This window comes from Pseudactinotalea suaedae (genome assembly GCF_009733815.1).
Taxonomy (GTDB): Bacteria; Actinomycetota; Actinomycetes; order Actinomycetales; family Beutenbergiaceae; genus Pseudactinotalea; species Pseudactinotalea suaedae.
Genome location: NZ_WNXY01000008.1, coordinates 175,254 through 201,664, shown reverse-complemented (window position 1 = coordinate 201,664; position 26,411 = coordinate 175,254). Strand labels below are relative to the sequence as shown.

Here is a 26,411-nt window from a genome sequence, read left to right as displayed (position 1 = left end):
GGCTGTGAGCCCACCCGGCGCGCGCACGGGCCGCCCCACCGCCCGCACCACCAACACCGAGGGACGCTGATGGCCGTCGACGCCGCCGCCCTCGACACGGCCACCACCCCGCAGCCCAGGCGCCGGTCCCGCCGTCGCGGCTTCCCGATCGGCTGGCTCGTCCCGGTCGCGATCCTGGTCTTCTGGTACCTGGCCTACACGTTCGAGTGGGTCAACCCGATCCTGTTCTCCTCGCCGGTCGAGGTGGTGCAGACCCTGTGGACCAGCACGCTCGACGGCACCCTGCCGATGCACCTCGGCACCAGCGTGGGCCGCTGGCTGCTCGGGTTCGCGATCGGTGCCGTGCTCGGCCTCGCGCTGGGCGCGGTGACCGGGCTGTCCTCGTTCTTCGAGCGGCTCCTGGACCCGACCGTGCAGATGCTGCGCACCGTCCCGATCATGGGTCTGGTGCCGCTGTTCATCGTCTGGTTCGGCCTGGGCGAGCTGCCCAAGGTCATCCTCATCGCGTTCGCGACGTTCTTCCAGGTCTACATCCAGATGTACCACGGCATCCGCAGCATCGACCGCAAGCTCCTCGAGGTCGGCCGGATGTACGAGCTGTCCACGCTCGCCACGCTGCGGCGGATCGTCGTCCCCGGCGCGATGCCGAGCATCCTGCAGGGCATCCGCCTGGGGCTCGGCATCGCCTGGCTCGCGCTGGTCATCGCCGAGCTGACCGGCGCGAACTCCGGCGTCGGGTACTGGATGCAGACCGGTCGCGAGTACGTCCGCGTGGACGTGGTGCTCGCGGCCCTGATCGTGTTCGCCGTCGTCGGCAAGGTCGTCGACTCCCTGGTGCGCCTCCTGGAGCGCCGCCTCCTCGACTGGCGCGACACCATCGAGCGGGAGATGTGAGCCCATGAGCACCTCGATCACGGTCGACGGCGTGAGCCGGGTCTTCTCCGGACGCAACGGCGACGTCGTGGCCCTGCAGGGCGCGACCTTCGACGTCAAGGCCGGCGAGTTCGTCGCCCTCGTGGGCCCCTCCGGCTGCGGCAAGTCCACCGTGCTGCGCTGCATCGCGGGGCTCGACACCGACTACACCGGTGAGGTCCACGTGGGCGAGCGCCGCGTCAGCGCGCCCAGCACCGAGGCCGGCATGGTGTTCCAGGAGCACCGGTTGCTCCCCTGGCTCACGGTGCGCCAGAACATCCTGTTCGGGTTCGTCGGCACCGCCGCCCAGCAGCGCGAGCGCGCCGACGAGCTGCTCACGCTGATGCACCTCGAGGCGTTCGCAGGAGCCCACCCGCACGAGCTCTCCGGCGGCATGGCGCAGCGCGCCGCGATCGCGCGCGCCCTCGCACCCCGCCCCGACGTGCTCCTCCTCGACGAGCCCTTCGGCGCCCTCGACGCCTTCACCCGCATCGAGATGCAGGACGCGCTGCGTGAGGTCTGGCGTCAGCACAACACCACCGCCCTCCTCGTCACCCACGACATCGAGGAGGCCGTGGTGCTGGCCGACCGCGTCGTCGTGATGGCCGCCCGCCCCGGGCGCGTGCGGCACGTCGAGGACATCGCGCTGCCCTTCCCCCGGAACCGCGCCTCCGACGAGTTCGCGCACGTGCGCGCCTCGCTGCTGGCCCAGTTCTCTCTCGTCCACTGACCCGGCCACCGGCCCACGCCACCCCCACCCCACTCGGAGCAACCCCCATGCGCACTCGTCCCCTCATCGCCCTGGCCGCCACCGCGGCCACCGTGCTCACGCTCGCCGCGTGCAACAACGACGCCGAGAGCGGTGGCGGCTCGAGCGAGGACGGCGGCGCGATCGACCTGCCCAACGTCGCCACCGTGGTGTCCTACCCCGCGCTCCCCTCCGGCCTGGAGCTGGGCCTGTTCGACGAGCCGTTCGGTCAGGACGCCTCCGGCATGACGGTGGAGTTCGTCTCCTCGGGCGCCGACGGCGTCTCCGCCCTCGCCTCGGGCAACGTCGACCTCGTCATCGGCGGCTACGACCCGCCGGCGATGCTCGGCGCCACCAACGCCCGCATCATCGCGATGACCGAGACCAGCCCGGAGACCCACGCGATCCTCGTGCCCCCGGGGTCCGGGATCGACAGCATCGAGGACCTGCAGGGCCTCACCGTGGGCGGCTTCAGCTCCGCGCTCGCGCCGTTCCTCGCGCTGATGCTGGCGAACGCCGACCTCCCGGGTGACTACATCGACTACATCCAGGTGCCGCCGGACGCCGGCCTGGCCGCCCTCACCTCGGGCGCGATCGACGCCTGGTACACCTGGGACCCGTTCTACGCCCAGGCCCAGCTCGAGGACCTGGCCGACGTCGTCGTCGACGGCACGGACTTCTTCCTCAACCCGATCGTGATCGTGGCCCGCGAGGACTACATCGAGGAGAACCCGGAGGCCGTGCAGGCGTTCCTCACCGGCTACGACGCCTCGGTGACCTGGGTCAACGAGAACCCCGCCGACGCCGCCGCGTACATGGCCGAGGCCACCGGCATGAGCCCGGAGGCGGCGGACATCACGATCGAGCGCCGCGACTACGCGCTCACCATCCCGACCGAGTCCGACATCGCGTGGATGGACTCCCTCGGCGAGGCGCTGGTCGAGGCCGGCACGCTCCCGGACGTCCCCGACCTGAACGTCGCGATCGACACCACCGCCCTGGAGGGCGTGCTCGGTGACTGAGCCCGCGGGCGGCCCGCTCGCGGGCAAGGTCGCGGTGGTCACGGGCTCCACGCGCGGCATCGGCCGCGGCATCGTGAAGCGCCTGGCCGACGACGGCGCAGCCGTCCTGGTCTCCTACGTCGCCGAGTCCTCGACCTCCTCGGCGAAGGACGTCGTCGACGGCGTTCGTGCCACAGGCGGCCGGGCCGCCTCGTTCCAGGGCGACGTGAGCGACCCGGTGACGGCACAGGCACTGGTGAGCACCGCCGTCGAGCAGCTCGGCGGGCTCGACATCCTGGTGAACAACGCCGCGATCAGCGACTACCAGCCGTTCGGCTCGTTCTCGGTGGCGGACGTGCAACGCACGCTCGCGGTCAACGTGGTGGCGCCGTTCATGCTCAGTCAGGCGGCGGTCGCGGTGATGCCCGACGGCGGTCGGATCGTCCACATCGGCAGCACCGTGGCCACCCGGATGGCGCGCGAGGAGGGATCGCTGTACGCGACCAGCAAGGCGGCGCTGATCGGGATGACCAAGGGCATGGCGCGCGACCTCGGGCCGCGGCGGATCACGGTGAACCTGGTCAACCCCGGGCCCACGGCGACCGAGATGCTGGCGCGGCACTCGGAGGAGAAGATCGCGCACATGGTCTCCTTCATGGCGATCAAGGAGCTCGCGAAGCCGGAGCACACGGCCGCGATCGTGGCGGCGCTGGTGCGTGACGACGCCGCGTACACCACGGGAGCCGTCATCGGGGTCGACGGTGGCTACACCATCTGAGCTGCTCAGCGCCGCGCCGCCAGACGCCGAGGTCCCGATCGGGCTCGACGCGCTGCGCCGCGAGGTGCTGGCGCAGCGGCGGCTGATCGCCTACCCCGAGACGGTCTGGACGCCCGAGGACGACCGGTGGGACGCCGTCGTGATCGGCGGTGGCCAGGCCGGCCTGACGACGGCGGCCAAGCTCACGCACGAGGGCGTCAGGCGGGTGCTGGTGCTCGACCGCGGGCCGGCCGGGCGAGAGGGGCCGTGGGTGACGTGGGCGCGGATGGAGACGCTGCGCACGGCCAAGGACCTGCACGGGCCCGACGCCGGGATCCCGGGCGCCACGTTCCGGTCCTGGTACGCGGCGCAGCACGGGGAGCAGGCGTGGGAGCGGCTCGGGCTGATCCCGCGCGAGATGTGGCAGACGTACCTGCTGTGGGTCCGGGAGACGTTCGGGATCGAGGTGCGCAACGGCTGCGAGGTGACCGCGCTCGACACCGACGGGTCCACCGCGACGCTGCGGGTCGTGGCCGGCGGCACCGAGGAGGTGCTGCGGGCGCGGGCGGTGGTCGTGGCCACCGGGACCGACGGTTTCGGCGGGCCCCAGCTGCCGCCGTTCGTCGCCGACCTGCCGCGGCACCGGTGGATCCACTCCTCCGGGCACCTGGACGTGGCAGCGCTCGCGGGCAGCCGGGTGGCGGTGCTGGGGGCGGGGGCGTCGGCGTTCGACAACGCGGCGGTCGCGCTCGAGGCGGGCGCGGAGCGGGTGGTGCAGCTGGTGCGGCGGCCGGCGCTGCCGACGGTCAACGCAGCCCGGGCGGTGGAGTCGCGCGGGGTCTACCGGCACTTCGCGGCGCTGCCCGAGCGGGTGCGGTTCGAGCTCGCCCACCGGTTCCTGTCGCTGCCGATGCCGCCGCCGGACCACTCGGTGGCGCGGTGCACGCGGTTCGAGCAGTACGAGCTGCGGCTGGGTGCTGCGGTCGTGGGCGCTCGTGAGGGTGCGGACGGGCTGGAGCTGCGGACCGCCGACGGCGCGGTCGAGTCGTTCGACCTGCTCGTGGTGGCGACCGGGTTCGCGGTCGACGTGGACGCGGTGCCGTGGCTGGCTCCGGTGGCCGGGGACATGGCGCGATGGGTCTCGCGAGACGTGGCTATCCCGACCGACCCGATGGGCGCCGCGCTGGCGCGGTATCCGGTGCTGGACGCCACGATGCGGGTGGTCGGGCGGGATGCCGCCGCCTCGGAGCGGCTGCGGAATCTCTATCTGTTCGGGCCTGTCGGCTGGCCGAGCGTCGGCCCGCAGTGCACGGGCATCAACTCGCTGCCGATCGGGAGCGACACCGTGGTGCGCGGGGTGTGCGCCGGGCTGCTCGCCGACCAGGCGGAGCGGCTGCTCGAGGACTTCGACCGCGCGACGAAGGGCTGATGAGCGAGCGGCTCGGGCGGTCGCGGCATGCACGCCGCGTGGTGTCGGGTGCGGGGGTTCAGTCGCCGGTGAGGACGATGCGGTTGCCGTCGGGGTCGGTGAGCTGCAGGATCCTCGCCCCGCCGCCGGGCTGGGGACCGTCGTGCTCGAGGCCGGCGGCCGTGAGCCGGGCGGCCGTGGCGTCGAGGTCGACGATCTCGAGCACGGCGCAGGAGTCGCCGGCCCGGTCGGGCTCGGACCACACCTGCATGCCGAAGCCCTCACCGAGTCGCCATTCCAGCAGTCCGGGCATCGGGCGTGCGTCAGGTCCGCGGCCGAGGAGACGGGTGTACCAGTCCTCCGCCCGCTCGAGATCGGTCACGGTGCAGTGGGCAAGCACTCCGCGGATCATCGTCGAACACCTCACTAGTTGCAGTTCGCAAGCGGTCACTCCACCGTAGCCCTGCCAGTTGTGAAGCGCAACCGGTCCTGGCGACGGGCGAGGCGACCGCCCGGCTGCCGGTTCGTCGGCCTGCGACGCCCCACCACGCGTGACCCCCGTTGCGATGCGGATCCGATGTACCAGGTGCATCGGATCCGCATCGCAAGGCAGATATGGGCTCAGGTTCATCCCGGTAGCGACGTCAGGCCTCGCCCGGGACCTCCTCGCGGATCTCAGCCTGCACGCCGGCGGCGAGCCCGGCGAGCCAGTCCATGAAGTTGAACCCGCCGACGAAGCTCCCGTCCGGGTTCCACACGCGGGTGTCGAGCTCGGAGGGCTCGGGCACCGGCGGCTCCAGCACCTCCGGCGCGAGCCGCAGCCCGCCGCCGCGGTTGCTGAGGGTGCGCACCGCCCGCACCAGCTCCTCGGCGTCCTCCGGCAGGAGCGAGGGCGCGAGTCCCAGCCGGCCGGCGAGCAACGCACGCCGGAACCCGATGACCTCGGCCGGCCGGCCGCCGTCGAGCCGCTCGTCGAAGACCGCGACCGCGAGCGAGGTGTCGAACGAGAGCCCCCGCCGCCACAGGTGGGTGCCGCCCGTGAGTGCCCACGCGTCGTCGACCACCACGGTGGTCGCGTCCAGGTGCAGGGACCGCCCCGGGCCCGTGGTCGGTGTGAACGCGGCGACCCGGTCGCCGCCCGCGGCGCGCAGCGCGGCCAGGCCCGCGAGCACGCCCGCGTTGCGCACCCTTCCCAGCTTCGCCGGCGCTCCCGGCGCAAGCGTCAGCGGCAGGCAGACCAGGACGCGCAGCGCAGGGTTCTCCGTCAACCGAGCCGTCAGCGCCCCCCACACGTCGAGGGCGTCGTCGCCGGAGCCCAGCGGCAGCGCGTCCAGCGCGGGCGTCTCGAGATAGACCAGGTCTTGGGCGCCGGCGAACCGCGCCGCCAGCGCTGTCGCCGCCTCCCGGTAGCCCCACCGCGCCCCCAGCAGCCGCCGGTTGAGCGCGCGCTGCATGCTCACCGCTGCCGCGTCGGCCGCCGCCGGCACGGTGACCCCGAGCCCGACGAGCCACGTGCGCAGGTCCGCGAGTGGCTGCTCCCACGGGAACGCGCCGAGGCCGAGCGCGTCCATCGCCTCGACCAGCCCGGGCTCGCACTCCACCCGGGCCGCCACCGTGCGCAGCACGGCGGCCCAGGATCCCGCTGACGACGGCGCAGCCGGCTGGGTGAGCGGCGTCGCCGCCGCGACGGCCAGCTCGGCGGTCGAGGGCTCGGTCCGCTCGCGCGCCAGCTCGGCCACCGGCACCACGGCAGGCCCACGCAGCCGTGCGCCGGTGCCGTGCCGCTCGTCGTCCGCGGGTGCCCCCGGGTGCCCCGTCTGGTGCGTCCCGACCTCGTGGTGAGCCCCCAGCGGCCGGACCGCGGCCACCGCGGCCTCCGCGGGCTCCGCCACACCCGACGCGAGCGCGACCGCCACCACCTCGTCCCGCGACTGCGTCGGCAGCGGTGACGCGACGGCGAGCGGCCGCAGCAGCAGCGTCCGGGTCAGCGCGCTCGCGCTCGCCCCGGTGCCGCCCAGCACCGCCGCGGTCTCCCCGCCGCGCCAGCCACGCCACGCCGGCTCGGTCAGCAGCACCGTGTCATCGGCGCCTAGCGCCGGCCCCACCGCAGGCGCCGACCACGCCGTGGCGGGGATCGACGCGGGGTCCATGAGCGCCGGTGGTGCCGTGAGCGCGACCAAGGTCGCACCCGACGGCACCGCACCGGCGGCCACGGCCCCCGAGATCTCGACCCCCGACTCGCACACCAGCACCGCTGCGCCCGCCGAGGCCAGCGCCACCATCGCCCCGCCCACCGGCGCCGGGCGCTCCAGCCGCACCTCCGGGTATCGGGTCGCCCCCACGGCGGTCACCACCATGACGTCCAGGCCCATCCTGTTCGCGGGCGTCACCGCACCGTCGGCGAGCCGCACCACCACGCGGGCGGTGCCGGTGGCGTCGAACAGGCCGCCGCCACCCGCACCGCGCACGTGGCGGCCGGTCGCGGGGTCGAAGTACTGCGGCCACACGCGTACCCAGGCACCGGCAAGCCCAGGATCGGACGGGACCGTCACCAGGATGCGTTGCCGCAGCACCACGCCGTCCGCGGCCGTGCCGCCGCCGGTCAGCGCGGTCACCGTGACCCCGCTGATGCTCGACGGCGGGGCGATCGCCGGCAGGCTCGGCACCGCGACCGCACCGGCTGCGCGGTCCAGGACCGGGGCGAGCACCGTCGCCGGCCCGGCCGCGATCGTGCCGACCAGCGCGGCCATCGCCGCGTCCGCGGTGGCGAGCAGCACGGTGTCGGTCGCGTCGACCGTGGCGCGGGCCACCACGGTCGCGGTCGATGCGCGGGCCTGGTCGGCGGCGCGTCGGACGACGGGTGCCGCCGCGCCGGATGCCGCCACCCGTGGTTGCCCGGTCACGTGCGACTCGACGTCCACGAGGGCCACCCGCACGCAGTCGCGGGTCACACCGCCGACCGGGGTGCCCCCTGACCACAACGAGACCGACGAGCCGTAGCTGCCGGCGGGCAGCACGGCGGCACGCGGCTGGCCGGCGTCCTGCGCGCTGCCGCCGGTGAGCGCCACGGTCGCGGTCTCGCTGCCCGCGACCCGCACGGCGCCGGTACCGGTCAGGCCGGTGACGACGAGCCGGGCCAGCACGCCGTCGCCCGCGGGTGCCTCGTCCGGACCGCAGAGGATCACGGTCCGCTGGTCGTCGACGGTCGCGGTCCGGGTGTCGGGCCCCGGCGCCCACAGGTTGGTGAACGACGTCGCCAGCCGCGCCCACCACGCCGCCACGGCCCCGGGGTCGATGGCGCGGCCGCGGGTGTCGAAGGCGAACAGCCGCACAGCTGTCGTGGCCGGGAAGGTCAGCACGGCGTCGGTGCCGCCCTGGAAGGTCCCCGGTCGCTTGAGGTCGGCGATCGGCGTCCCGGTCAGCCCGAGGTAGGCCTTCTTCGCCTCCTCGCCCATCGTGCCCGCGTCGGGGATTCCCGGCACCAGCCGGGGCTCGAGCGCCGCGATCGTGCCCGGCTCCTCGGGCAGCTCGAGCGCGAAGGTCCGCACGACCGCCCGTGTCACGCCCGCGCCTGCGCCCCCGCCGTCAGCAGCCGGCACGTCGGCGAGAAGTGCAGCCAGCCTGACCTCGACCTCGGGCAGCAACCGGAAGGTCGCGACGTAGCGCCCGGGCTGGAACGGCGGGGTGCCCGCTGGACCGCGGAGCCCCGCGAGCCGTGGCTCGCCTCCGGTCGCGAAGCTGAGCAGGCCGGTGGCCGGGGGCAGCCAGCGGGTGCCGGTCTGCATCGACACTGCGACCGCCAGCTCGTCGGTCGGTGGCGGCAGCGTGACGTCGGTCGAGAACCAGGGCCCCAGCACCGGCCCCTCGAGTCCCAGCTCGGCGGGTGCGGGCGTGAGCACGGTCATGGTGCGACCACCTCCTCGCTCGGTGCCGAGCGCCGCCCGATCGGGTCGGTCACGACCACCCGGTAGCCGGTGCCGGCAGGCACGGCAGGGTCGGGGTCGAGCACGTCGAACGCACCCGCCGAGCCGCCGCCCAGCCCGGGCACCGAGGTCGCGATCTGCATCGGCTCTCCCGGCCGACGGCGGTACACGTCCACCACGTAGCCCTTGCTCGCGCCCGGCTGCAGGGGACCGGCGTGGCTGAACCGGACGTGGACCCCGACGGCGTCGCGCACCGCGGTCATGCTGGTCACCTCGGACGGTGGCTCGCCGGGCATCACGACCGCCGACGCGGGCGCCGAGGGCGCGGACCACTCCCCGGACGGGCCGCCACCGGGCAGGTCGGGACCGGCGACCTCCACCCGCCAGGCGTACCGCACCCAGCCGGACAGCGAGGTCCGGCTCACGCCCGGTGCATCGCCGGTGTCGACGACCTCGAACGTCTGGTCGCCGCCGGTCGCGGGCGCGGTCACCAGCCCGTGCGCCACCAGCGGCATCAGGGCGGCGTCGGTGGTGGCGCTGGCCCGCCGTAGCCGCCACCGCGCCGCCCGTGTCCGGCCGGGCGGCACAGTCACCGCGATGGTCGCCTGCAGCTTGCCGGTGGCGGTGGTGGACGGGGTCACGCGGATCGACGGCGTGGGCGGCGCCAGCACGTTCGGGACCGCCCGCGGCAGGATGGGCGAGGTCCGGAAGTCGGACTCGACGCTCGCCGCGCTCACGGCCACCACCCGGTAGAGCACGAGCACCGTCAGCGCCCCGGAGACCTGGTGCCGGAACGTCGTCGTGGCGCTCGCGGGGATCGGCTCGGGCGTCAGCTGCAGGAACCAGCGCCGGGGCAGCCGGGTCTTGTGCGCCTCCCAGACCGCGCCGCGCTCGGGTGCGCCCGGTGCCGCGTCGAGCGCGTCGAGGATCGTCTGCGCCTGGCTCGCCGATGGCGCCTGCCCAGCATCTCCGGCTGCCAGCGTCCCGGCAGCGATCTCGGTGAGCTTCGAGCGCAGCGTCGTCTCGTCGGCCAGGAAGACGCGGAACGAGGCCTGTCCCGGCTGCGCGCCCCACGAGAGCGTGGTCTGCGCCCAGCCGGTCGCATCCGGGCGTGCGGTGTAGGTCAGCGTCGCGGGCAGCACCACGGGGGCGGGGGCGCGCGGGTCGTGCAGGGTGGCGCTGCGGGGCTCGCTGACCTCGGAGGCGACCGCCGCGGTGTCGAGCCAGCGCGCGGTCACGGTCACCGATCCGGACGTGGTCGGCAGCAGCGCCGGGCCTGGCACCGTGACCACGACGGCGTCCCCGGCCGCCGGGTGCGTCGAGATCGTGGAACCGCCCGTGCTCGGCACCACGGTCAGCTCCAGCTGCGCGAGCGAGCGGGCGCCGGGCGGCAGCGCTGTCGGCGGTGGCACCGGCACCTCGACCCGCACCCTCCCCGACAGCGGTCCGGTCGGTGCCGGTGTCGGCACCGTGGGCGGCGACGTGGCCAGCAGAACGACCGGGCGCGGGGGTCGAGGGCGCTCACCGGCGCCGAACGGGGTCCGGGTCCATCCCGACCAGCGGCCGAACCAGTCCGCCTGCGCGATCTGCCACGCCCCGTCGCCCTCGGTGACGCCACGATCGGTGAGCCGCCCCTGGGTCGGCGAGGTCGCCGTCGGCGGCTGCGAGGGCCCGAGAAGCACCAGCCTGCCGACGCCGTCCTTGAGGTGGCGGCTGCCCGCCGGGCTGCCGTCGGGCTGTGCGACCGCCGAGGCCAGTGCGGCTCCCGCGACGAGCCGGTCCAGGTCCGCGGTGAGTCTGCGGGAGGCGGTCGGCGGCGGCACCGACTGCCAGGTGCCGTCCCAGCTCACGGTCATCGGTGGTGCCGCAGGCAGATCCAGCGGCACGGTCGCTGGTGCCACCAGCACCATGTCGAGCTGCATGGTCTCGCCGACCTGCTCGCCGCCGTCCCAGCTCTCGTCGACGAGCTCGCCGAGCCGCTTGATGACCTGCGCAGCCTCCTCGACACCGGGCAGCGACGCCCGCAGACCGAGCTTGCCGATCGCCCCCAGGTCCGGCGCGAACGCGGCGCTGACCAGGTAGAGCGTGAGCATCTCCCGGTCCTGCTCGTCGGTGTCGATGTCGCCGAACGGCAGCCAGCGCGCCACCCCCGGGTCGAGCGTGGCCTGCAGCACCGTCGTCAGCAGGTTCCGGTCGGAGGTGCCGAGCCCGCCGCCGACGCCCGTCACCGCCGCGGTCGCCACCAGCTCCTGCTGGCTCGCCGAGGTGTCGTTGACCAGCCGGTCCAGCTCGTTCTTCAGCGCATCGGCGTGGCTCTCGACCCGGAACCGCTCGTCCGCCGCGCCCACCGGGTCGCACGCGGCCGGACCGGCTGCTTGCGGCTGCTCGTGCATCCCGTAGCGGGTCGGGGCGGCGTCGTGCGCCCGCTGCAGCCCGCGGTCCCAGCCGTCGCCGGGGCCCGCGTACCGGGCGCCCGGGCCGCACGGCAGCGGCAGCGTGTGCCACCGCTTGCCGCCGGGAGCCCGCGCCGGGTCCAGCCACCGGATGCCTGCCACGGTGCCGGAGCCGCTGACCACCACCCGCTCGATGTGGGAGGCGTACACCTGGTACGGCGCGCGTGAGCGCACGGCCACGGGTGCATCGCCCAGCGGTGTGCCGACCATGCCCTGGACGAGGATTCGCGACGCGCGGACCAGCGCGGTCGGCCGCTCCCGCTGACCCGCGGCCGGCACCGGCTTCCTGATCGGACCCAGCACCGGCGAGACCACCGGCCCGAGCACCACGTCGCGGATCGGCCCGACCACCGGCGGCTTCCAGTCGCCCTTGGCCGGCGTCGCTGCGACCTCGGCCCAGCACGCCGTGCGGGGCAGGTAGGCGGTCACCGGGTTGTCGGGCGTCAACGTGAACGGCGGGGTCAGGATCGTGCCGTTCGCGGCGACCCAGATCGCGTCGCTGCGGGTGTGGCGCTGCAGCGACTTGATGTGGATGGTGACCCGGTGGACCACGACCGGACACACCGGAAGCCCGAGCAGCGGGTTGGTGACGATCCGCAGGTGGTTCCCCACGGCGAGGTGGGTGTCCTCGCGGCCGTCGATCGCCTGGCCGCTCATGGCCCAGGAGGGACTCGGGTTCACGATCCGACCTCCTGGTAGACGGCACGCGGCGCGGTGAGCGCGGCTCGGCTGCCCGTGACGACGGTCGCCGAGGTCGCTCCGGTCCGGTCGGTGAGCGTGCGGGTCAGCTGCATCACCAGCGGCTGGGCCTGGAAAGGGTCGGCACCCGAGGGGCTGACGGCGGTCGGCGCGGCCGGGCCGAGCAGCACCCTGGTGCCGTTGGTGTTGCGTCGCCGCTGGACCAGCGGGACGCCGCCGTGGCTGCAGGAGGTGACGTCGAGCGCGCGCCGCCCGGTCCGCACGATCGGCTCGGGCAGCTCCAGCAGCACGCCGCTGAGCAGCCAGGAGGTGCCGTCGTGCCACCACAGCACGCTGGTCCGGCCCGCCACCGGCAGCGGCCAGGGATCGAGCCCGACGGCGGCCATCGCCTCGTCGAGCTCGCGGTCACCGACCACGAGCGGACCGGCCGGCAGTGGCGCCGTCAGGACGGCGTCCGGCGCGATCAGCGGGCTCTGCGTCGGCGACAGCCCGAGCGCGGCGAGCAGGTCGGGGGCGTCCCGGTAGAACGACGCCTGGAAGTGGGCACGGCGGACCACGAGGTCCTCCGAGGCGGGGTTCGCCGTCGGCGTCGCCATCAGCATGAGGTCGTACCAGGCACCCGGCACGAGGTCCGCGGTGATCTCGCCCGTGGTGCCGCCCAGCGGTGGCTCCTCGAGGCAGGGCGCCTCCCGGATCGCGTCGAGGAAGCGCTTCTGGCCGAGCGGCCGGTAGTGGTCGTGCAGCTTCGTCCAGGCGACGTCGATCGGCTCGTCCGGCGCGTGCGGCTGGCCGGCGAGCGATCCCGGCGGCGGGTCGGTGCGGCGCAGTCGAAGCCCCACATCGCGCCCGTACAGCCCCGCCAGCTGGTCGAGGTGGTCGACGGCGAGGTGGATCAGCAGGGTGTCGTCGAGCAGGTGCGGCGCCTGCCCGGTGTCCGGCTCGAACGCCAGCAGGTACCGCAGCAGCGATCGCGGATCGAAGGTCTTCTCGTCGGTGAGCTCGGTGGGCGGGTTGCCGGCGATGCTCGCCTGCGACGCCGTGCGGAAGCGCCGGACGACCTCCGGCCCGTCCTGCCACGCTCCGGGGTCGGGGATGTCCTCGGGCTCCGGCGTGCTCTCGGACTTCACCCAGCCCTGCCACTGCCAGCGGATCCGCACGGAGTAGCCGGTGCCGGCGGCGAGCAGGCTCCGGTGCGGCGGCTGCGGGTCGCTGGCACCGGCGAGCCCGTTGATGAGTTCGGCGAGGTCGGAGGCGTAGTCGGCGTTGGCGTCGGCCTGTCCCTGCGCCGAGGCGCTGATGCCGCACAGCTGCATCCAGCCCACGCGTGCGGGCGATCGCCTGCCGCCCACCCACTCCAGCACCCGCACGCCGCGCCAGCGTCCGGGGCTCGGAGGCGTGTAGACCACGACGGAGCAGGTGCCCGTGCCGGTGCGGTAGGTCTGCTCGACCACGGGTTCCCACTCCCGCTCGCCGTTGCCCACCAGCTGGCCCATCACGCGCGGCAGCTCCGAGGTGCCCACCGGCTCCTCCTGCTCCGCGCTGCCCCAGCAGATCCGTTCGACGCCGATCCAGGTGCTGCCGTGGATCTCGATCGAGACGATGCCGGCTCCGGTCAGCGTCACCCGTTGCGGGCCGACCGCGCCGGGCGGCACAGACCCGTCGGCGACGGCGTTGCCGTCACGGTCGAGGCCGATCAGCTTGACCTCGCCGTTGTCCCAGCAGATGAAGCCCACCTCGACGACGTCGGAGGTCTCCGGCAGGTGGGCCACCATGCCGCCCTCGGGCAGCAGCACGGTGACCGGGTCACCACGTGTGGTGAAGGTCGCGCCGTGCGACTCGATCTTCACGCCGTCGATCGAGCTCGCCGTCCCGAGATCGGTGTCGGGCTGGTGGTGGTCACCGACGACGGCGCACGTGCCGACCGGCTTCCCGCCGCCGTGCTCCGGGCGCTTGCGGTGGTCGGTGCACACCAGCAGCCGCAGCTCGGGTTCCACGACCTGGGGCGCCAGCGTGACCCGCAGCTCGGTGGTGCGCTCGGTGAACCCGTACCGGGTCGCGGCGGCCAGCCACCAGATGCCGTCGGCCACATGACCGGGCACCAGCGCCAGCCCCTGGGCGGCCAGCCACGGTGCGGCCACGCCGAGCACCCTGCCCGCGATCCGTTCCCGCCCGTACCCGGTGAACCGGGAGGGGAACGGTGCTGTGCCGAGGCTCTCGGGGGGCAGCTCGACGGCGTCGACGCCTGTGCGCTCGGCGTCCTTGCCGAGCAGGCACGTCCGCGCCGGCCGGGGCGGCGGGTCGCACAGCCGGCCGGGCGTCTGCGACGGGTCGCCGTCGGTGCCGGCACCGCCGTCGGTGAGCCAGTAGGTCCACGGCGCCGGGTCCCACGCGAGCAGGGCGAGGAACATCGCCTCCTCGGCGGAGACGGCCACGTCGCCGCCGGCGAGCACACCCGGACGGTGGGTGGGCAACCACCACCCCGAGGCGAGCGGACCGCCCAGCGGTGCGCCGCCGTCGGGCACGATCTCGACGCCGACGAGCCGGTAGGCGTACTTCATCTCCGAGGTGCCTGACCACACCGGGCCGGGTGGCGGTGCGCCGGGTGTGAACGCCGAGGCGCCGAGGTCGACCGCCATGTGGTGCATCAGCTCGATCACGGGAACGGTGTCGGGCCAGACGGTCTGCTCCGGTCCCGGTGCACCGGTGCTCGCCTCCGCGGTGGTCTGGCCGCGACGGTCGGTGAGCGAGACCTTGCCGATCGGTGGCGGTGGTGGCGGCGCCTCGGGTGTGAGCGAGTCCCCGATCGAGATCCCCACGCACCCGGACACCGAGAAGAAGAAGAACGAGACCTTGCCGCAGAACTTGCCGGTCAGGTTGACCTTGAGGCCGCCGTCGTCCCACACCGTGCAGATCAGCTCGCCGTCCACGTCGACCTCGACGATGACCAGCGACAGCGTGCCCCACACCTTGAACATGCCCTTGAGCAGGAACGGGTTGGTGCCCAGCCCGACGAGGATCTTCGCGCCTGCGGCGAGCTTGAACGGGCCGGCCTCCCAGCCGATCTCGATGCCCGCGCCGAACCCGATCGAGAAGCCGTCGAAGCTGAAGCGGGGGTCGCCGCCCAGCTTGTGCAGCTTCTTCTCCTCGATCATGAGGAACGCGTAGGCCTCGATGTCGAGCGTCTCCGGAAGCAGGATGATCTGGACCGGGTCGCCACCGCGGCCCTCGGCGACGACACCGTCGGAGCCCACCCGCACGAACGCGTCCTTCGGGGTGCTCGGGTACGGGAAGTAGCCGTCGATCGGGACGTTGAGCGTGAGCACCTTGGGGATCGTGTAGCGGCCGCGGATGCCGACCAGCACCGCCTGGTCGTCGATGACCACCAGCCCGAGGATCTCCAGCCCGGCGCCGGGCGCGCTGCCCTGCGCCTTCGGCGCGAGGTCCGGCCGGGTGGCGAGCTTGGCATCGATCGCGAAGATCACCTCGGGATCGGGGAACGCCACGACCAGCATGCCGACGGCGTTGAACGTGAACGCCTGATCCGGCATCGTGCCGACGACGACGCCCAGCCCGATCGCCCACTGGCCGCGCTCGGGGCCGAACTTGTCGAGCAGCGGGGTGTCCCGGTACCACGCGATCTCGCGCCCGACGGGGTCGTTGTCGAAACCCGAAGGCAGCTGCCGGGCACCGTTGGAGACGAACATCCCGAGGAAGCCGTAGATCCCGAGCCCGGTCGCGCCCAGCGGGATCCCGACCGGCAGCAGCAGCCCGAGCTGGATCGAGAGGTAGTCGTGCGCGGGGTCGAACTCCAGGGCGCCGAGGCCCTTGGCGCCGACCGAGACCAGCTCGAGCTCCAGCGACGCACCGAACGCGCCGCCGTCGCCGATCACGACCTGCCCCCGGCCGTTGAGGACGCCGGGGATGTCCACACCGAGGGCGAGGCCGCGGAGCTCGGCCGACACGTCGCCGTCGGCGAAGATCACCCGGATGGTGGCGCCCTCGATGCTGACGACGCCGAGGTCGAGGGCGAACTCCAGGTCGCACTCGAACCACGAGGAGCCCGAGCCCGCGCGGGTGCCGGTGATCGCCAGCAGGTCGCCCAGCGGGCCCTCGATCTGCCAGCGGCCCGGGTCGGCGACGTCGAAGGAGACGTCCTCGAAGACGAACCCGACCTTGTCGTACCACTCGGTCGCGGCGTCGTCGTACTCGATCCCGACCTTGGTGTAGCGGACCTTGAGCGGGTGGCCGTCGGCGGTCGCGATCGAGCCGATGCCGTCGGCGGAGATCGAGATTCCGACGGCGGCCGTGTAGTCGACCGTGACGCGCAGCTTCATGCCGCGAGCTGAGTCGATCGACGGCGCCCGGTACTCGGCCGAGATCGTGTGGATGACGACCCAGCCCTCCTTGGTGATCGTGGCCATCACGGCGCTCGCGATCGCCAGCGCCGACATCTGCACCACGCCGTTCGCGGCGCCGCCGCCACCGATGCCGCCGAGCAGCGCGGGAGCCAGCGCCAGCGCGACCGCGAGGAACGAGGAGTCGAAGCGGACGATCCCCTCCGGGTCACCCTCGGAGGCGACCGAGAGCGAGAACAGCGTCTGGCCGGAGCGGTTGTCGTAGGCCCAGCGGCCGGTGATGGTCCAGACCTCGGTCGACGGCGTCCCACCGGATGACGGCGAGGAGACCGGGACGTCGGTCTCGTCGTCGTTCTCGTCGGTCATCGTGACGTGGTCGCTCGACCAGGCGAGGGTGATCTCCGCGAGCGTGGGCACGGCGTCGGCCCAGCTGGTGACCGTGGGCGAGTCCCACGAGACGGTCAGGCGAACCAGGTAGCCGAGCCGGCTGTTCACCTCGCCCGGCGGGGCGATCTCGGCGGCGTCGGCTCCGGGGACGTACGAACGGCGCAGCGCAGGGTCGCGGGTCTGGGGGTCGGTCGAGGCCTGCTGCTCGGCGGGCGGGTCGTAGGTGCCACCGATGGCGTAGACATCGATCCGGCGGTATTCCTTGCGGATCGGGAGCTCGGTGACACCGTGCTGCGGATGCGAGGGCGGGATGTCGTTTCCATCGAGAAAGATGGTGCGCCCCACGGCACGCTCGGTCGCGCTCAGCTCGGACGCTGCCACCGCACCTTGCAGAATCTGGACCGCAGCGGTGACGGGTTCCTGCTCGCCGCGGGTCTGGACGCGTCCGGAGGGAAGGAGCGGCACCACCGCGTCGATCCTGCGGCGAGCGAGCGCGCGGTTGAGGTCATCGGGACCGAGGTCGCAGCAGTGGCCGATCACCAAGAACTCCGTCGCCCCGGTGAACAGCGCCGCCCAATCGGTGACCGCGACGTTCTGGTAGGCAGTGGACCGCGATGGACGGTACTCCGCTCGCCAGAGCCGAGGATCGTCCTGATTGAACTCGTACAGCACGGACAGGTGGCGCACCTCGGGGACGTCGACGGGAGCGGGTGGCGCAGCCGGGTCGGTGCCGCTCCCCAGCTCGACGGTGACCGCGGCCAGCCCGCCGTCCGGGACGGTCACGGTGGAGCCGGAGGCCGTCGCGTCCGCCCGGTGCGAGGTGAGCTCGCCGGCACGGTGGAACGGAGCCAGCGCGTAGGTGGCGTCGACGCCGCGCACGGGGACCAGCTCGCCGGTGTGGTCGTGGACGCCATCCTCGGCGCCGACGAGCAGACCACCCTCCGCCAGGGTGTCGATGCGCACCCGGCGGGTGCGGTCGCCGTCGGTCATCACGAGGTAGGCGGTGCCGACCTCGTCCGGGAACACCGTGAAGTCGTGGCCGGTGCCGGTCTGCGCACCCGCGCCGGAGCCGTACTGCCAGCGGATGTGGGCGGCGTCGGGGACGGCGAGCCGGGACTGCAGGTCCACCTGGGCGATCGCGTCCCTGGTACCCGAGAGCGAGACGACGTTGGCGATCGTGCTGCCCGGGATGACGGCGTCGATCATCGAGGCGTGCTCGACCTCGTCCTCGTCGGATGCCGTGAAGGTGTAGGTGATCGGCAGGTCGTACCGGCGCTCGCCGTCGACCAGCTCGGAGAAGACGCCGTTCATCGTCTCGCCGACCTCGGTGACGAACCAGCCGGTGTCCGGATCCGCGATGCGGGTGGCGTCCGGCAGGGTCCACAGGACCCGCGGCTGGTTGGGCTGGCCCTGCGCGGCTGGGGAGAGCGTGGCCCGCATGCGTGCGGCGGCCGGGCTGCCGGTGACCAGCGGCACGGTGAGCTCGCGGCCGCTGCCCGCAGGGGTGCGGGGGTGCTCGGTGCCCTCGACGTCCTGCGTGAACTGCACGGCGGCACCGGCGATCGGGGTGCGGCCGAGCTCGACCGAGACCGTGCCCTGCATGCCGGCCGGGCTGCCGAGGATGACGTCCTTGACCGAGGCGTTGATCTGCTCGACGGCGGTGCCCTTGAGCGGGAGCAGGACGGTCGCCTCCGCGATCGCCATGCCCTGCCAGCCCGGGGTCTGGCCGCGCGCGAGGATCTCCGGCGGTGTGATCTGCTCGGAGGCGTCGTAGACGACCCGGTCGATCACCATGCCGATGTCGGAGGAGCCGAACGTGAAGCTGATCGGCTCGAACGTGACGCGGTGCACCGGCCCGTTGGGCGCCGCCGGGTCGAACGGGTCGGGGAAGTCGACGAACCTGACGATCTCGGCCGCTCCGGTCAGGTCGATCCGCATCACCCCCGAGCCGACGATCTTGACGGCGTCGCGGCTGGGGTCCGGGAGCAGGTGCGCGGGCGAGCTGGCGGTGGCGGGCACCAGGATGGCGGGCCGCAGCCCGGGGATCGTGATCGCGATCCGGTCGACGACCAGGTCGAGGAACGCGGCGTCCGCAGCGGGCTCCAGGCTGTCGGTCGCGCCGGGCTGGGTCCGGATGCGGACCAGCCGGAACGGCAGCCCGGTGTTCAGCCCCGGGATCTCGACCGGCCAGTCCCGCAGCGCGGGCAGCCCGAGGTCGGAGAGCGGCTGCACCACCCCTTCGTGGACGAAGGTGCCACCGCTCGTGGTGCTGCGCAGATCGACGACGGCCAGATCCTCGAGCCGCCGGGCCACCTCGTCGGGAAGCAGCGCCTGACTCCCGCCAGGTGCGAACAGGTCGAGCAGGGTGACTCCACGCTTCGCCACGATCGGGCTCCACGACGTCGGGGTAGAGGAGGCGAACCGTACGCCTGCGTGGCGGCACTGTCACGAGGTTGATGCCACAACCACTACCTGCCGCGGCGACGCGCGGCGTTTCCACCCCGACACGCCGCGCTGAGGGGCTGCCTGTTCCTGAAGCGCGCGGTCTCCTGTGGCTGTTGCCCCCCGTTGTGATGCGGATCCGATGTACCAGGTGCATCGGATCCGCATCGCTAGCGGAGCTGCCGGCTCAGGCCAACCGGACGCCGTCGAGCAGTGCCAGCTCGTCATCGGTGAGGCGCAGCGCGCCGGCGGCGACGTTCTCCTCGAGGTGGCCGAGGTCGCCGGTGCCGGGGATAGCGAGCACGTGAGCGCCGCGGTGCAGCGTCCACGCCAGCCGCACCTGCGAGGGGGTGGCGCCGTGGACGGCCGCGACCTGGGCGACCTCGAGCTTTCCGGTGCTGTCGACGGCGCCGCCGGGGATCGCGCCCGGGAGCGCCGCGCCCATCGCGAAGAACGGCACGAACGCGATGCCGCGCTCGCCGCAGAGGGCGAGGATGTCGTCATCGGTGCGCTCGGTCAGCCCGTAGCGGTTCTGCACCTCGACGACCGGCGTGACCTCGAGCGCCTCGCGGAGCTGCTCGATCGAGACGTTGGAGACGCCGATGTGGCGCAGCAGCCCGAGGTCGCGCAGCTCCGTCAGCGCGCCGACGTGCTCGGCGATCGAGCCGGCCTCCTTCGTCAGGCCCGAGCCCCAGCGCAGGTTGACGACGTCGAGGTGGTCGCGGCCCAGCTGGCGGATGTTCTCCTCGACCTGGGCGCGGAGCTGGTCCGGTCGCGCGTAGGGCTCCCACCCGCCGTCGCGGGACCGGCTCGGCCCGACCTTGGTGGCGATCACGGGCTGCTCCGCGTAGGGCTGCAGCGCGGTGGCGATCAGCTCGTTGGACGCGCGGGTCGGCAGGAAGTAGAAGGCGGCGGTGTCGATGTGGTCGACACCGAGCTCGACGGCGTGACGCAGCACGTCGATCGCGCCCTCGCGGCTGCGTGGGGCCGGGTCCCAGGGCATGCCGGTGAGGCGCATCGCCCCGAACCCGATGCGGTTGACGGTGCGGTCGCCGAGCTGCCAGGTGCCGGCGGTCTCAGCGGTGTAGGTGGCGATCTGCGTGGTCATGGTGAATCTCCTTGGTGCGGTGAGATGGTCAGACGACGAGCGAGTAGGTCTCGAGCGTCGGGGTGCCGACGAGCTGCTCGCTCAGCTCCCAGAGCCGGTGAGCCGAGCCGGGGTCGATCGCATGGGGTGCGACGTCGGCGGGCGGGCTGGTCATGTCGACGGGACCGGTGCTCGCGTCGACGGGCGAGACGTCGCCGTTGTTGAGGTAGACGCCGCCGATGCCGGCCAGCAACGGGCTGGCGGCGGCGAGCACGATCGTCGCGGCCCCCTGCTCGAGGGTCTTCACCCCGCGGGTGGGGTCGATGATCGGGTTGCCGAGATCGTCGATCAGGCCCATGGCCCGACGGGCCTCGTCACCGGCGGAGCCGTTGAACGCCGTCGCCGGCACGATGCCGGGGTGGGGCGCGAAGGCGCGGATCCCGCCGTCGGACCAGCGGCGGTCGAGCTCGACCGTGAACAGCACGTTGGCGGTCTTGGACTGGGAGTAGGCGAGGTCGGGGTGGTGCCGGCCGGTGCGGAAGTGCGGGTCGTCCCAGAGGATGTCGGACATCCGGTGCGCGCCGGAGCTGGTGGTGACGACGCGGGCGCCGCCCGCGGCGCGCAGCACGGGCTGGAGGCCCAGGGTCAGCTGGAAGTGGCCGAGGTGGTTGACGGCGAGCTGGGACTCGTAGCCGCGCGCGTCGTGCTGGAGGCCGCCCGCGGAGGGCAGCCCCGCGTTGTTGACGAGGATGTGCAGCGGACGTCCCGAGCGGCGGTAGCGGGCGGTGAAGGCGTCGATCGAGGCGGGGTCGAGCAGGTCGAGCCGCTCGACCTCGACGCGCCTGATCCCGAGGACCGCGCGAGCGGCCCGCTTCGGGTCGCGGGCGGCGACCGTGACCGAGGCGCCCGCCGCGCTCAGCGCGCGGGTGGTCACGAGGCCGAGCCCGGAGTGGCCGCCGGTGATGACGACGTTCGCGCCGGTCAGGTCGACGCCGGCCATGACGTCCTCCACGGTCGAGAACGCGGTGAAGCCAGTGCCGACGGGATGCTGTGCGTGAGGCATGGTGAGTGTCTTTTCGTAGGCTGCAGGTGGCGCCTCGCGGCGCTACCATGGAGATACGGAACAACGTTCCGGCTACGACTATACGGAACAGTGTTCCGCTTACGCAAGGGGGTTGTGTGCCCACGACGGAATCGGCTGCGGTCGACGCCTGCCCCGACAAGCGGGTGCGCGCCGACGCGCAGCGCAGCATGGACGCGCTGCTCACGGCCGCCGCCGAGGTGTTCGCGAGCTCCGGCGTCGACGCACCGGTGCGGGAGATCACGGCGAAGGCCGGCGTCGGCACCGGGACGCTCTACCGCCACTACCCGCTGCGCTCGGACCTGGTGGCGGCGGTCTTCCGGCACGAGCTCGACGCCTGCGCCGACGCCGCCCCCGTCCTCGCCGAGCAGTACGAGCCGATGGAGGCGCTGAGCCGCTGGCTCGAGCGGCTGCAGGGCTTCTTCGCCACCAAGCGCGGGCTCTCGGCCGCGCTGCACTCGGGCGACAGCGCGTACGAGCACCTGCCCGACTACTTCCGGTCCCGGTTCGTCCCCGCGCTCGGCTCGCTGCTCGACGCCGCCGCCGCGGCCGGTGAGATCCGCGCCGACGTGGATCCCCAGGAGCTGCTCAACGCCGTCGCGCAGCTCAGCATGGGCGGGCCGATCGCTGGCGAGGGCTACGCGACCCGCATGGTCCAGCTGCTGCTCAACGGCCTGCGCTACAGCGACTGAGCCGCGTTGCGTCATACGTGGGGAGGTGACGGTTCCTCGCAACGTATGACGCAAGCGTCGTCGTAGGGCGGTGGGTGCTGCGTTGCGTCATACCTGGGGAGGTGACGGTTCCTCGCGACGTATGACGCAAGCGTCGTCGTGGGGTGGTGAGGGTGGCGTCGGACCCGGCGTCGGGGTTCAGTCCAACGGCTCGACGCCGAAGACGAGCTCGCGCCCCTGCCGGAACGGCTCGAGGAGCTCGACGTTCTCGTAGGCCGCACCGCCGGGGATCTGTGACTCGCTCGCCCAGTAGGAGGCGCGGGCGTTGACGAGACCTTCGATCGCGGGGTGGGGGTCGGCCGCGCGCCAGTACTGGCGAGCGCGGCGGCCCTCGAAGTGCCAGCCGGGATAGACGTCCTCGGCGTAGGTGACGCCGACCGGGTCGGCCTCGTCGGGGGCGGCGGCCAGGACGACGGCGCCGCTCGCGTCCCGGGTCAGCTCGCCCAGGCCGAAACGCGCGTGGGGCGCGAAAGCATGGCCGGTGAAGTCCGGCCACAGCTCGGCGGGTGTGACCACCCGATCCGCCAGCTGGAGCTCGCGCAGCCGCGGGTAGTTGCCCATGGTCGCGGTGATCACCAGGTGCTCCAGCGGCACGGAGCCCTCGCGCGCGTAGGACCCGATCGCGACCTCGTGCGGGCGGTCGGCGCGGAACCTCAGGTGCAGGAAGACGTCGGCGCCGTTGTCGAAACGCTCGACGAGCACGAACACGATCTGGTGAGCGACGCCGTCGACCATCTCGATCGTGCCGCGGGCGGGCTCGGTGGCCGGCCGCGGGGTGGCGTCCGTGGGGTCATCGGCCGACCAGAAGCGTTTGCCCCGCGCGTCGTCGAGCGCGGAGGGTTCGAGCTCGGAGAACCCGCGGCGCGTCTCGCCCGCGGGGATCGGCTCGACGGCGATGAAGTTCATCATCCGCTCGCGCGGCTGGTCGAGGTAGGGCGTGTAGATCCGCAGCAGCCCGCGTGGGCCGGGGAGCGGATGGAGGCCGACCTGCAGGCCGTCGACGTGACCCCAGCGCGGCTCGGCGGGGATCTCGTCGGCGGGGCGCAGGAACGGCCCGTCGGGCACGGGCAGGGCGGGTGCGGCGTCGGTGCTCACCCGGGCGAGGCTAGCGGTCGCCGTCGGGCCGTCAGCCGGTGGGGCTCGCCGCCCCGTGCAGCGCGTGCTCGACGAGCCGGGGCACGAGCTCCTCGTCGAACGGCACCCGGAGCACCAGCAGCCGGTGGTAGCAGGCACCCCAGAGCTGGTCGACCACGACGTCGAGATCGGCGTCCGCACGCAGCTGACCCTGGCTGCGGGCGCGCTCCAGTCGGGTGCGGGCCAGCTCGCGCCGGGGGCGGGCGTACTGCTCGGCCCAGGCCTGCGCCACGTCCGGGTCGGTCTGGGCGGCGCCCAGCAGCTCGGCGACCGGCTTGGCGGCACCGTCGCGCACCAGCCAGCGCACGAACGCGGTCAGCTGCGAGGTGAGGTCGGCCCGGATGTCGCCGGTGTCGGGGAACTGCAGGAGCGGCGCGCTGCGGGTGAAGTACGCCTCGGCCGCGAGCGCGCCGGGCGAGGGCCACCACTTGTACAGCGTCACCTTGCTCGAGCCGGCCTCCTTGGCGACGCGCTCGAAGGTCACGGCCGGCAGGCCGTCCTCGAGCAGCAGGCGCCCGGCTGCGGCGAGCACGCTCGCGCGGACCTCGGCAGCGGGTCGGCGGCCGCGACCGGGCCGCGGCGTGCTGACGTGCTGGGTCATCGATGCCTCGATCTCAGAATGCTCATGTGAACGTCTTGTACATTTCCGTCTAGCAGATTAATGTACGACAAGTTCATATCGTAGCGGAGGGATCAACCATGACCAGCACCCAGGACCGGGTCGCCATCGTGACCGGTGGATCCGGCGGGATCGGCCGAGCGAGCGCGCTGCGGCTCGCGCGGGAGGGCATGAGCGTCGTCGTCCACTTCCATGGCAACCGCGACCGCGCCGACACCACGGTCGCCGACATCGTGGCCGCCGGCGGCAAAGCCCTGGCGGTGGGCGGCGACATCGCCGACGAGGAGGCCGCCACGGCGCTGTTCGACGCCGCCGAGCAGGAGTACGGCGGCGTCGACGTGCTCGTGCACACCGCGGGCATCATGCCGCTGTCGCCGATCGCGGAGCTCGACCTGGAGGTCTTCGACCGCGTGCAGCGGGTCAACGTCCGCGGCACCTTCGTGGTCGACAAGCTCGCGGCCCAGCGGCTGCGCCCCGGTGGTGCGATCATCAACTTCTCCACCTCGATCACGCGGCTGCAGCAGCCCGGTTATGGCGCCTATGCGGCGTCGAAGGGCGCTGTCGAGGCGATGTCGCTGATCCTGGCCCGCGAGCTGCGTGGCAAGGGCATCACGGTCAACGCCGTCGCGCCCGGCCCGACCGCGACACCGCTCTTCCTCGAGGGCAAGTCCGAGGAGCTGGTCGCCCGGATCGCCGGGAACAACCCGATGGAGCGCCTCGGCAGCCCGGAGGAGATCGCCGAGACCGTGGCGTTCCTCGCCGGGCCAGGCCGCTGGGTCAACGGGCAGACGATCTTCGTCAACGGCGGGGCGGCGTGAGCCATGGGCAGCCACCGCCGCCGAGCGTCCTCACGTAGCGGGCACCGCCGCCCGGTTCGGGTGGCCGCCGTTGCCGCCGCGCTGGTCCTGCTCACCGGGTGCAGCACGCCGTCGGACGGCGACGCCGAGACCACCACCGCTTCGACGGCGCCGGGACCGGTCGAGTCGGCCGGTCCCGGCCAGATCGCCACCCTCGGCGAGGTGACCGAGCTGACGACGGGGCTGGAGGCGCCGTGGGGGCTCACCTTCCTGCCGGACGGGTCGGCGTTGGTCTCCGAGCGCCTGAGCGGGGAGATCCTCCGGGTCGGACCCGACGGCGGTGCGGCGCAGACCGTCGGCGTGGTGCCCGGCGTCGACGTCAGCTCCGAGGGCGGCCTGCTGGGCATCGTCGCGTCGCCGGAGTTCGAGCAGGACCGCACCGTCTACGCCTACGTGTCCGGCGTTGACGAGAACCGGGTGGTGGCGCTGACCATCGGCGAGGGCTACGAGGCCCTCGAGGTCGACCGCGTCCTGCTCGAGGGCATCGAGACGGCGGACCGGCATCACGGCGGAAGGATCGCCGTCGGGCCTGATGGGCATCTCTGGATCGGGACGGGTGACGCCTTCGAGCCCGAGAACGCCGCGGCCACCGACTCCTTCAACGGCAAGATCCTGCGGATCGCGACCGACGGATCGGTCCCGGAGGACAACCCCTCGGGCTCGCCGATCTACTCCAGCGGGCACCGCAACGTGCAGGGCATCGCGTTCGGTCCCGACGGCACCGTGTACGCCTCGGAGCTCGGGCACCGCACGTGGGACGAGGTCAACGTGCTACGACCGGGTGCCGACTACGGCTGGCCCGCGACCGAGGGCATCGCCGGCGACACCGGCACGCCACCGATCGCGACCCTGCACCCGGACGAGGCGAGCCCCTCTGGGGTCGCGTACGCGGCTGGGTCGCTGTGGATCGGCGCCCTGGGCGGGCAACGGCTCTGGCAGCTCCCGGTCGACGGCGGAGCCGCCTCCGCGGATCCGCTCGCCCATCTCGTGGGCGAGCACGGCCGAATCCGCACGGTCGAGGTCGCGCCCGACGGCGCGCTCTGGCTGCTGACCTCGAACACCGATCGGGCCACGTGGGGCGGGACCGATCCCCGGCCGGGTGACGACCGGATCCTGCGTGTCGAGGTGCTCGAGCCCGGCGCTTAAGCGGCGCCGGGCGACGTCAGTCGCAGTTGTCGCAGATGCCGGAGGCGGGGAGCTGCATGAAGCAGGTGGGGCAGATCTTGGGTGCCTCCTCGGCCGGCTTCGGCTTCTGCTCGCGAGGGGCGCGGGCGGCGCGGGGCCGCCGGGGGGCGCGCTCGCGGGACTCGGCGGCGGTCTCCTGCTTGGAGCGGGCGAGGGCGTCGGCTTCCGCGACGGCAGCGGCCGGGACGTCGGCGGCGAACCGGCGGTAGCAGGCGAAGCGCGCCAGCGCCGTGCCCTCCTCGACGGCGATGTCGCTGTCGGCCCGGTAGACGACCAGGGACGTCAGCGGTGGCAGCCCGTCCGCGCGGCACTGGGCCACGACGGCGGCGAGCACGCTCCCGATCCAGCTCCGGTACGGAGCGCGGGTCCGTAGGCCCGTGAGCGCCTGCACCTGCTCGGCGAGGTCGGCGTAGGTGATGACGCCCAGGTAGTTGCTCGCGGTCTCGGTGAGGACCTCGGCCGCCGCGGCCGCCCACTCGCTCGTCGCCTCGGTGGGCTTGACCCAACGCTCGTCCGTCGCACCATCCGTCATGTCTCTAGCGTCGCATCCTCACCTCGGTCCACAGGACAGGGGTGTGACCACGAACGGCGGGCTCTGGGCGTGCCAAGATTCAGCACATGCAGCCCTACCG

At 73.3% G+C, this 26,411-nt stretch carries 17 protein-coding genes; 8 read left to right on the top strand and 9 right to left on the bottom strand.

Translation table 11 applies throughout. The features are described from left to right. Nucleotides 1–69: 69 nt before the first annotated feature. Genes GPA04_RS14175 through GPA04_RS14155 form a run of 5 tightly spaced genes read left to right on the top strand, consistent with a single transcriptional unit; the run spans nucleotide 70 to nucleotide 4,847 of the window. Nucleotides 70–894: an ABC transporter permease gene (locus GPA04_RS14175; RefSeq protein WP_156224835.1), complete on the top strand. Its 825-nt coding sequence runs from the start codon at nucleotides 70–72 to the stop codon at nucleotides 892–894. 4 nt (nucleotides 895–898) lie between these two features. Then, on the top strand, nucleotides 899–1,642 hold the full coding sequence (locus GPA04_RS14170) for an ABC transporter ATP-binding protein (RefSeq protein WP_156224834.1): 744 nt from the start codon (nucleotides 899–901) through the stop codon (nucleotides 1,640–1,642). Nucleotides 1,643–1,689: 47 nt separating this feature from the next. Further along, on the top strand, nucleotides 1,690–2,682 hold the full coding sequence (locus tag GPA04_RS14165) for an ABC transporter substrate-binding protein (protein WP_156224833.1): 993 nt from the start codon (nucleotides 1,690–1,692) through the stop codon (nucleotides 2,680–2,682). After that, a complete protein-coding gene (locus tag GPA04_RS14160) occupies nucleotides 2,675–3,439 on the top strand; it encodes an SDR family NAD(P)-dependent oxidoreductase (protein ID WP_156224832.1) in 765 nt (254 codons plus the stop codon). The genes GPA04_RS14165 and GPA04_RS14160 overlap by 8 nt, the downstream gene beginning before the upstream one ends. After that, nucleotides 3,423–4,847 (top strand): FAD-dependent oxidoreductase, encoded by a 1,425-nt coding sequence (locus tag GPA04_RS14155; RefSeq protein WP_162458619.1) that lies wholly within the window; start codon nucleotides 3,423–3,425, stop codon nucleotides 4,845–4,847. The genes GPA04_RS14160 and GPA04_RS14155 overlap by 17 nt, the downstream gene beginning before the upstream one ends. A 58-nt stretch (nucleotides 4,848–4,905) precedes the next feature. Here GPA04_RS14155 and GPA04_RS14150 read toward each other — a convergent pair whose 3' ends face one another. The 6 genes from GPA04_RS14150 to GPA04_RS14125 form a co-directional block, all read right to left on the bottom strand. Further along, entirely contained in the window at nucleotides 4,906–5,238 is a 333-nt protein-coding gene (locus tag GPA04_RS14150) for a VOC family protein (protein WP_156224830.1), read from the bottom strand. A gap of 232 nt (nucleotides 5,239–5,470) precedes the next feature. Continuing rightward, entirely contained in the window at nucleotides 5,471–8,731 is a 3,261-nt protein-coding gene (locus GPA04_RS14145; protein WP_156224829.1) for a phospholipase D-like domain-containing protein, read from the bottom strand. After that, nucleotides 8,728–11,883, bottom strand: coding sequence for a hypothetical protein (locus tag GPA04_RS14140; protein WP_156224828.1), 3,156 nt, complete (start codon nucleotides 11,881–11,883; stop codon nucleotides 8,728–8,730). The genes GPA04_RS14145 and GPA04_RS14140 overlap by 4 nt, the downstream gene beginning before the upstream one ends. After that, nucleotides 11,880–19,028 (bottom strand): hypothetical protein, encoded by a 7,149-nt coding sequence (locus GPA04_RS14135; protein WP_156224827.1) that lies wholly within the window; start codon nucleotides 19,026–19,028, stop codon nucleotides 11,880–11,882. The genes GPA04_RS14140 and GPA04_RS14135 overlap by 4 nt, the downstream gene beginning before the upstream one ends. Before the next feature lie 244 nt (nucleotides 19,029–19,272). Next, nucleotides 19,273–20,193, bottom strand: coding sequence for an oxidoreductase (locus GPA04_RS14130; RefSeq protein WP_156224826.1), 921 nt, complete (start codon nucleotides 20,191–20,193; stop codon nucleotides 19,273–19,275). Nucleotides 20,194–20,221: 28 nt separating this feature from the next. Further along, nucleotides 20,222–21,235 (bottom strand): SDR family NAD(P)-dependent oxidoreductase, encoded by a 1,014-nt coding sequence (locus GPA04_RS14125; protein WP_156224825.1) that lies wholly within the window; start codon nucleotides 21,233–21,235, stop codon nucleotides 20,222–20,224. Between the two features lie 116 nt (nucleotides 21,236–21,351). Between GPA04_RS14125 and GPA04_RS14120 the strand changes: the two genes are divergently transcribed. Continuing rightward, nucleotides 21,352–21,945, top strand: a complete 594-nt coding sequence (locus GPA04_RS14120) for a TetR/AcrR family transcriptional regulator (RefSeq protein WP_241680804.1) — start codon at nucleotides 21,352–21,354, stop codon at nucleotides 21,943–21,945. A gap of 177 nt (nucleotides 21,946–22,122) precedes the next feature. On the opposite strand, the gene GPA04_RS14115 is transcribed toward GPA04_RS14120, so the two are convergent. Further along, nucleotides 22,123–23,079, bottom strand: coding sequence for a hypothetical protein (locus GPA04_RS14115; RefSeq protein ID WP_156224823.1), 957 nt, complete (start codon nucleotides 23,077–23,079; stop codon nucleotides 22,123–22,125). Between the two features lie 31 nt (nucleotides 23,080–23,110). Beyond that, entirely contained in the window at nucleotides 23,111–23,719 is a 609-nt protein-coding gene (locus tag GPA04_RS14110) for a TetR/AcrR family transcriptional regulator (protein ID WP_156224822.1), read from the bottom strand. A gap of 98 nt (nucleotides 23,720–23,817) precedes the next feature. Between GPA04_RS14110 and GPA04_RS14105 the strand changes: the two genes are divergently transcribed. Both GPA04_RS14105 and GPA04_RS14100 read left to right on the top strand, forming a co-directional pair. Further along, nucleotides 23,818–24,555, top strand: coding sequence for an SDR family oxidoreductase (locus tag GPA04_RS14105; protein WP_156224821.1), 738 nt, complete (start codon nucleotides 23,818–23,820; stop codon nucleotides 24,553–24,555). Between the two features lie 60 nt (nucleotides 24,556–24,615). Next, the gene (locus tag GPA04_RS14100) at nucleotides 24,616–25,740 is read left to right on the top strand and encodes a PQQ-dependent sugar dehydrogenase (RefSeq protein ID WP_241680803.1); all 1,125 of its coding nucleotides are present in this window, start codon (nucleotides 24,616–24,618) and stop codon (nucleotides 25,738–25,740) included. A gap of 16 nt (nucleotides 25,741–25,756) precedes the next feature. On the opposite strand, the gene GPA04_RS14095 is transcribed toward GPA04_RS14100, so the two are convergent. Beyond that, nucleotides 25,757–26,311, bottom strand: coding sequence for a hypothetical protein (locus tag GPA04_RS14095; RefSeq protein WP_156224819.1), 555 nt, complete (start codon nucleotides 26,309–26,311; stop codon nucleotides 25,757–25,759). Between the last annotated feature and the right edge of the window lie 100 nt (nucleotides 26,312–26,411).

Excerpts from the sequence above, each read along its gene's own strand:
- GPA04_RS14110 (WP_156224822.1), bottom strand. The coding sequence starts at position 23,719 with ATGACCCAGCACGTCAGCACGCCGCGGCCCGGTCGCGGCCGCCGACCC.
- GPA04_RS14175 (WP_156224835.1), top strand. The coding sequence starts at position 70 with ATGGCCGTCGACGCCGCCGCCCTCGACACGGCCACCACCCCGCAGCCC.
- GPA04_RS14165 (WP_156224833.1), top strand. The coding sequence starts at position 1,690 with ATGCGCACTCGTCCCCTCATCGCCCTGGCCGCCACCGCGGCCACCGTG.
- GPA04_RS14125 (WP_156224825.1), bottom strand. The coding sequence starts at position 21,235 with ATGCCTCACGCACAGCATCCCGTCGGCACTGGCTTCACCGCGTTCTCG.
- GPA04_RS14145 (WP_156224829.1), bottom strand. The coding sequence starts at position 8,731 with ATGACCGTGCTCACGCCCGCACCCGCCGAGCTGGGACTCGAGGGGCCG.
- GPA04_RS14150 (WP_156224830.1), bottom strand. The coding sequence starts at position 5,238 with ATGATCCGCGGAGTGCTTGCCCACTGCACCGTGACCGATCTCGAGCGG.
- GPA04_RS14130 (WP_156224826.1), bottom strand. The coding sequence starts at position 20,193 with ATGACCACGCAGATCGCCACCTACACCGCTGAGACCGCCGGCACCTGG.
- GPA04_RS14095 (WP_156224819.1), bottom strand. The coding sequence starts at position 26,311 with ATGACGGATGGTGCGACGGACGAGCGTTGGGTCAAGCCCACCGAGGCG.
- GPA04_RS14170 (WP_156224834.1), top strand. The coding sequence starts at position 899 with ATGAGCACCTCGATCACGGTCGACGGCGTGAGCCGGGTCTTCTCCGGA.
- GPA04_RS14105 (WP_156224821.1), top strand. The coding sequence starts at position 23,818 with ATGACCAGCACCCAGGACCGGGTCGCCATCGTGACCGGTGGATCCGGC.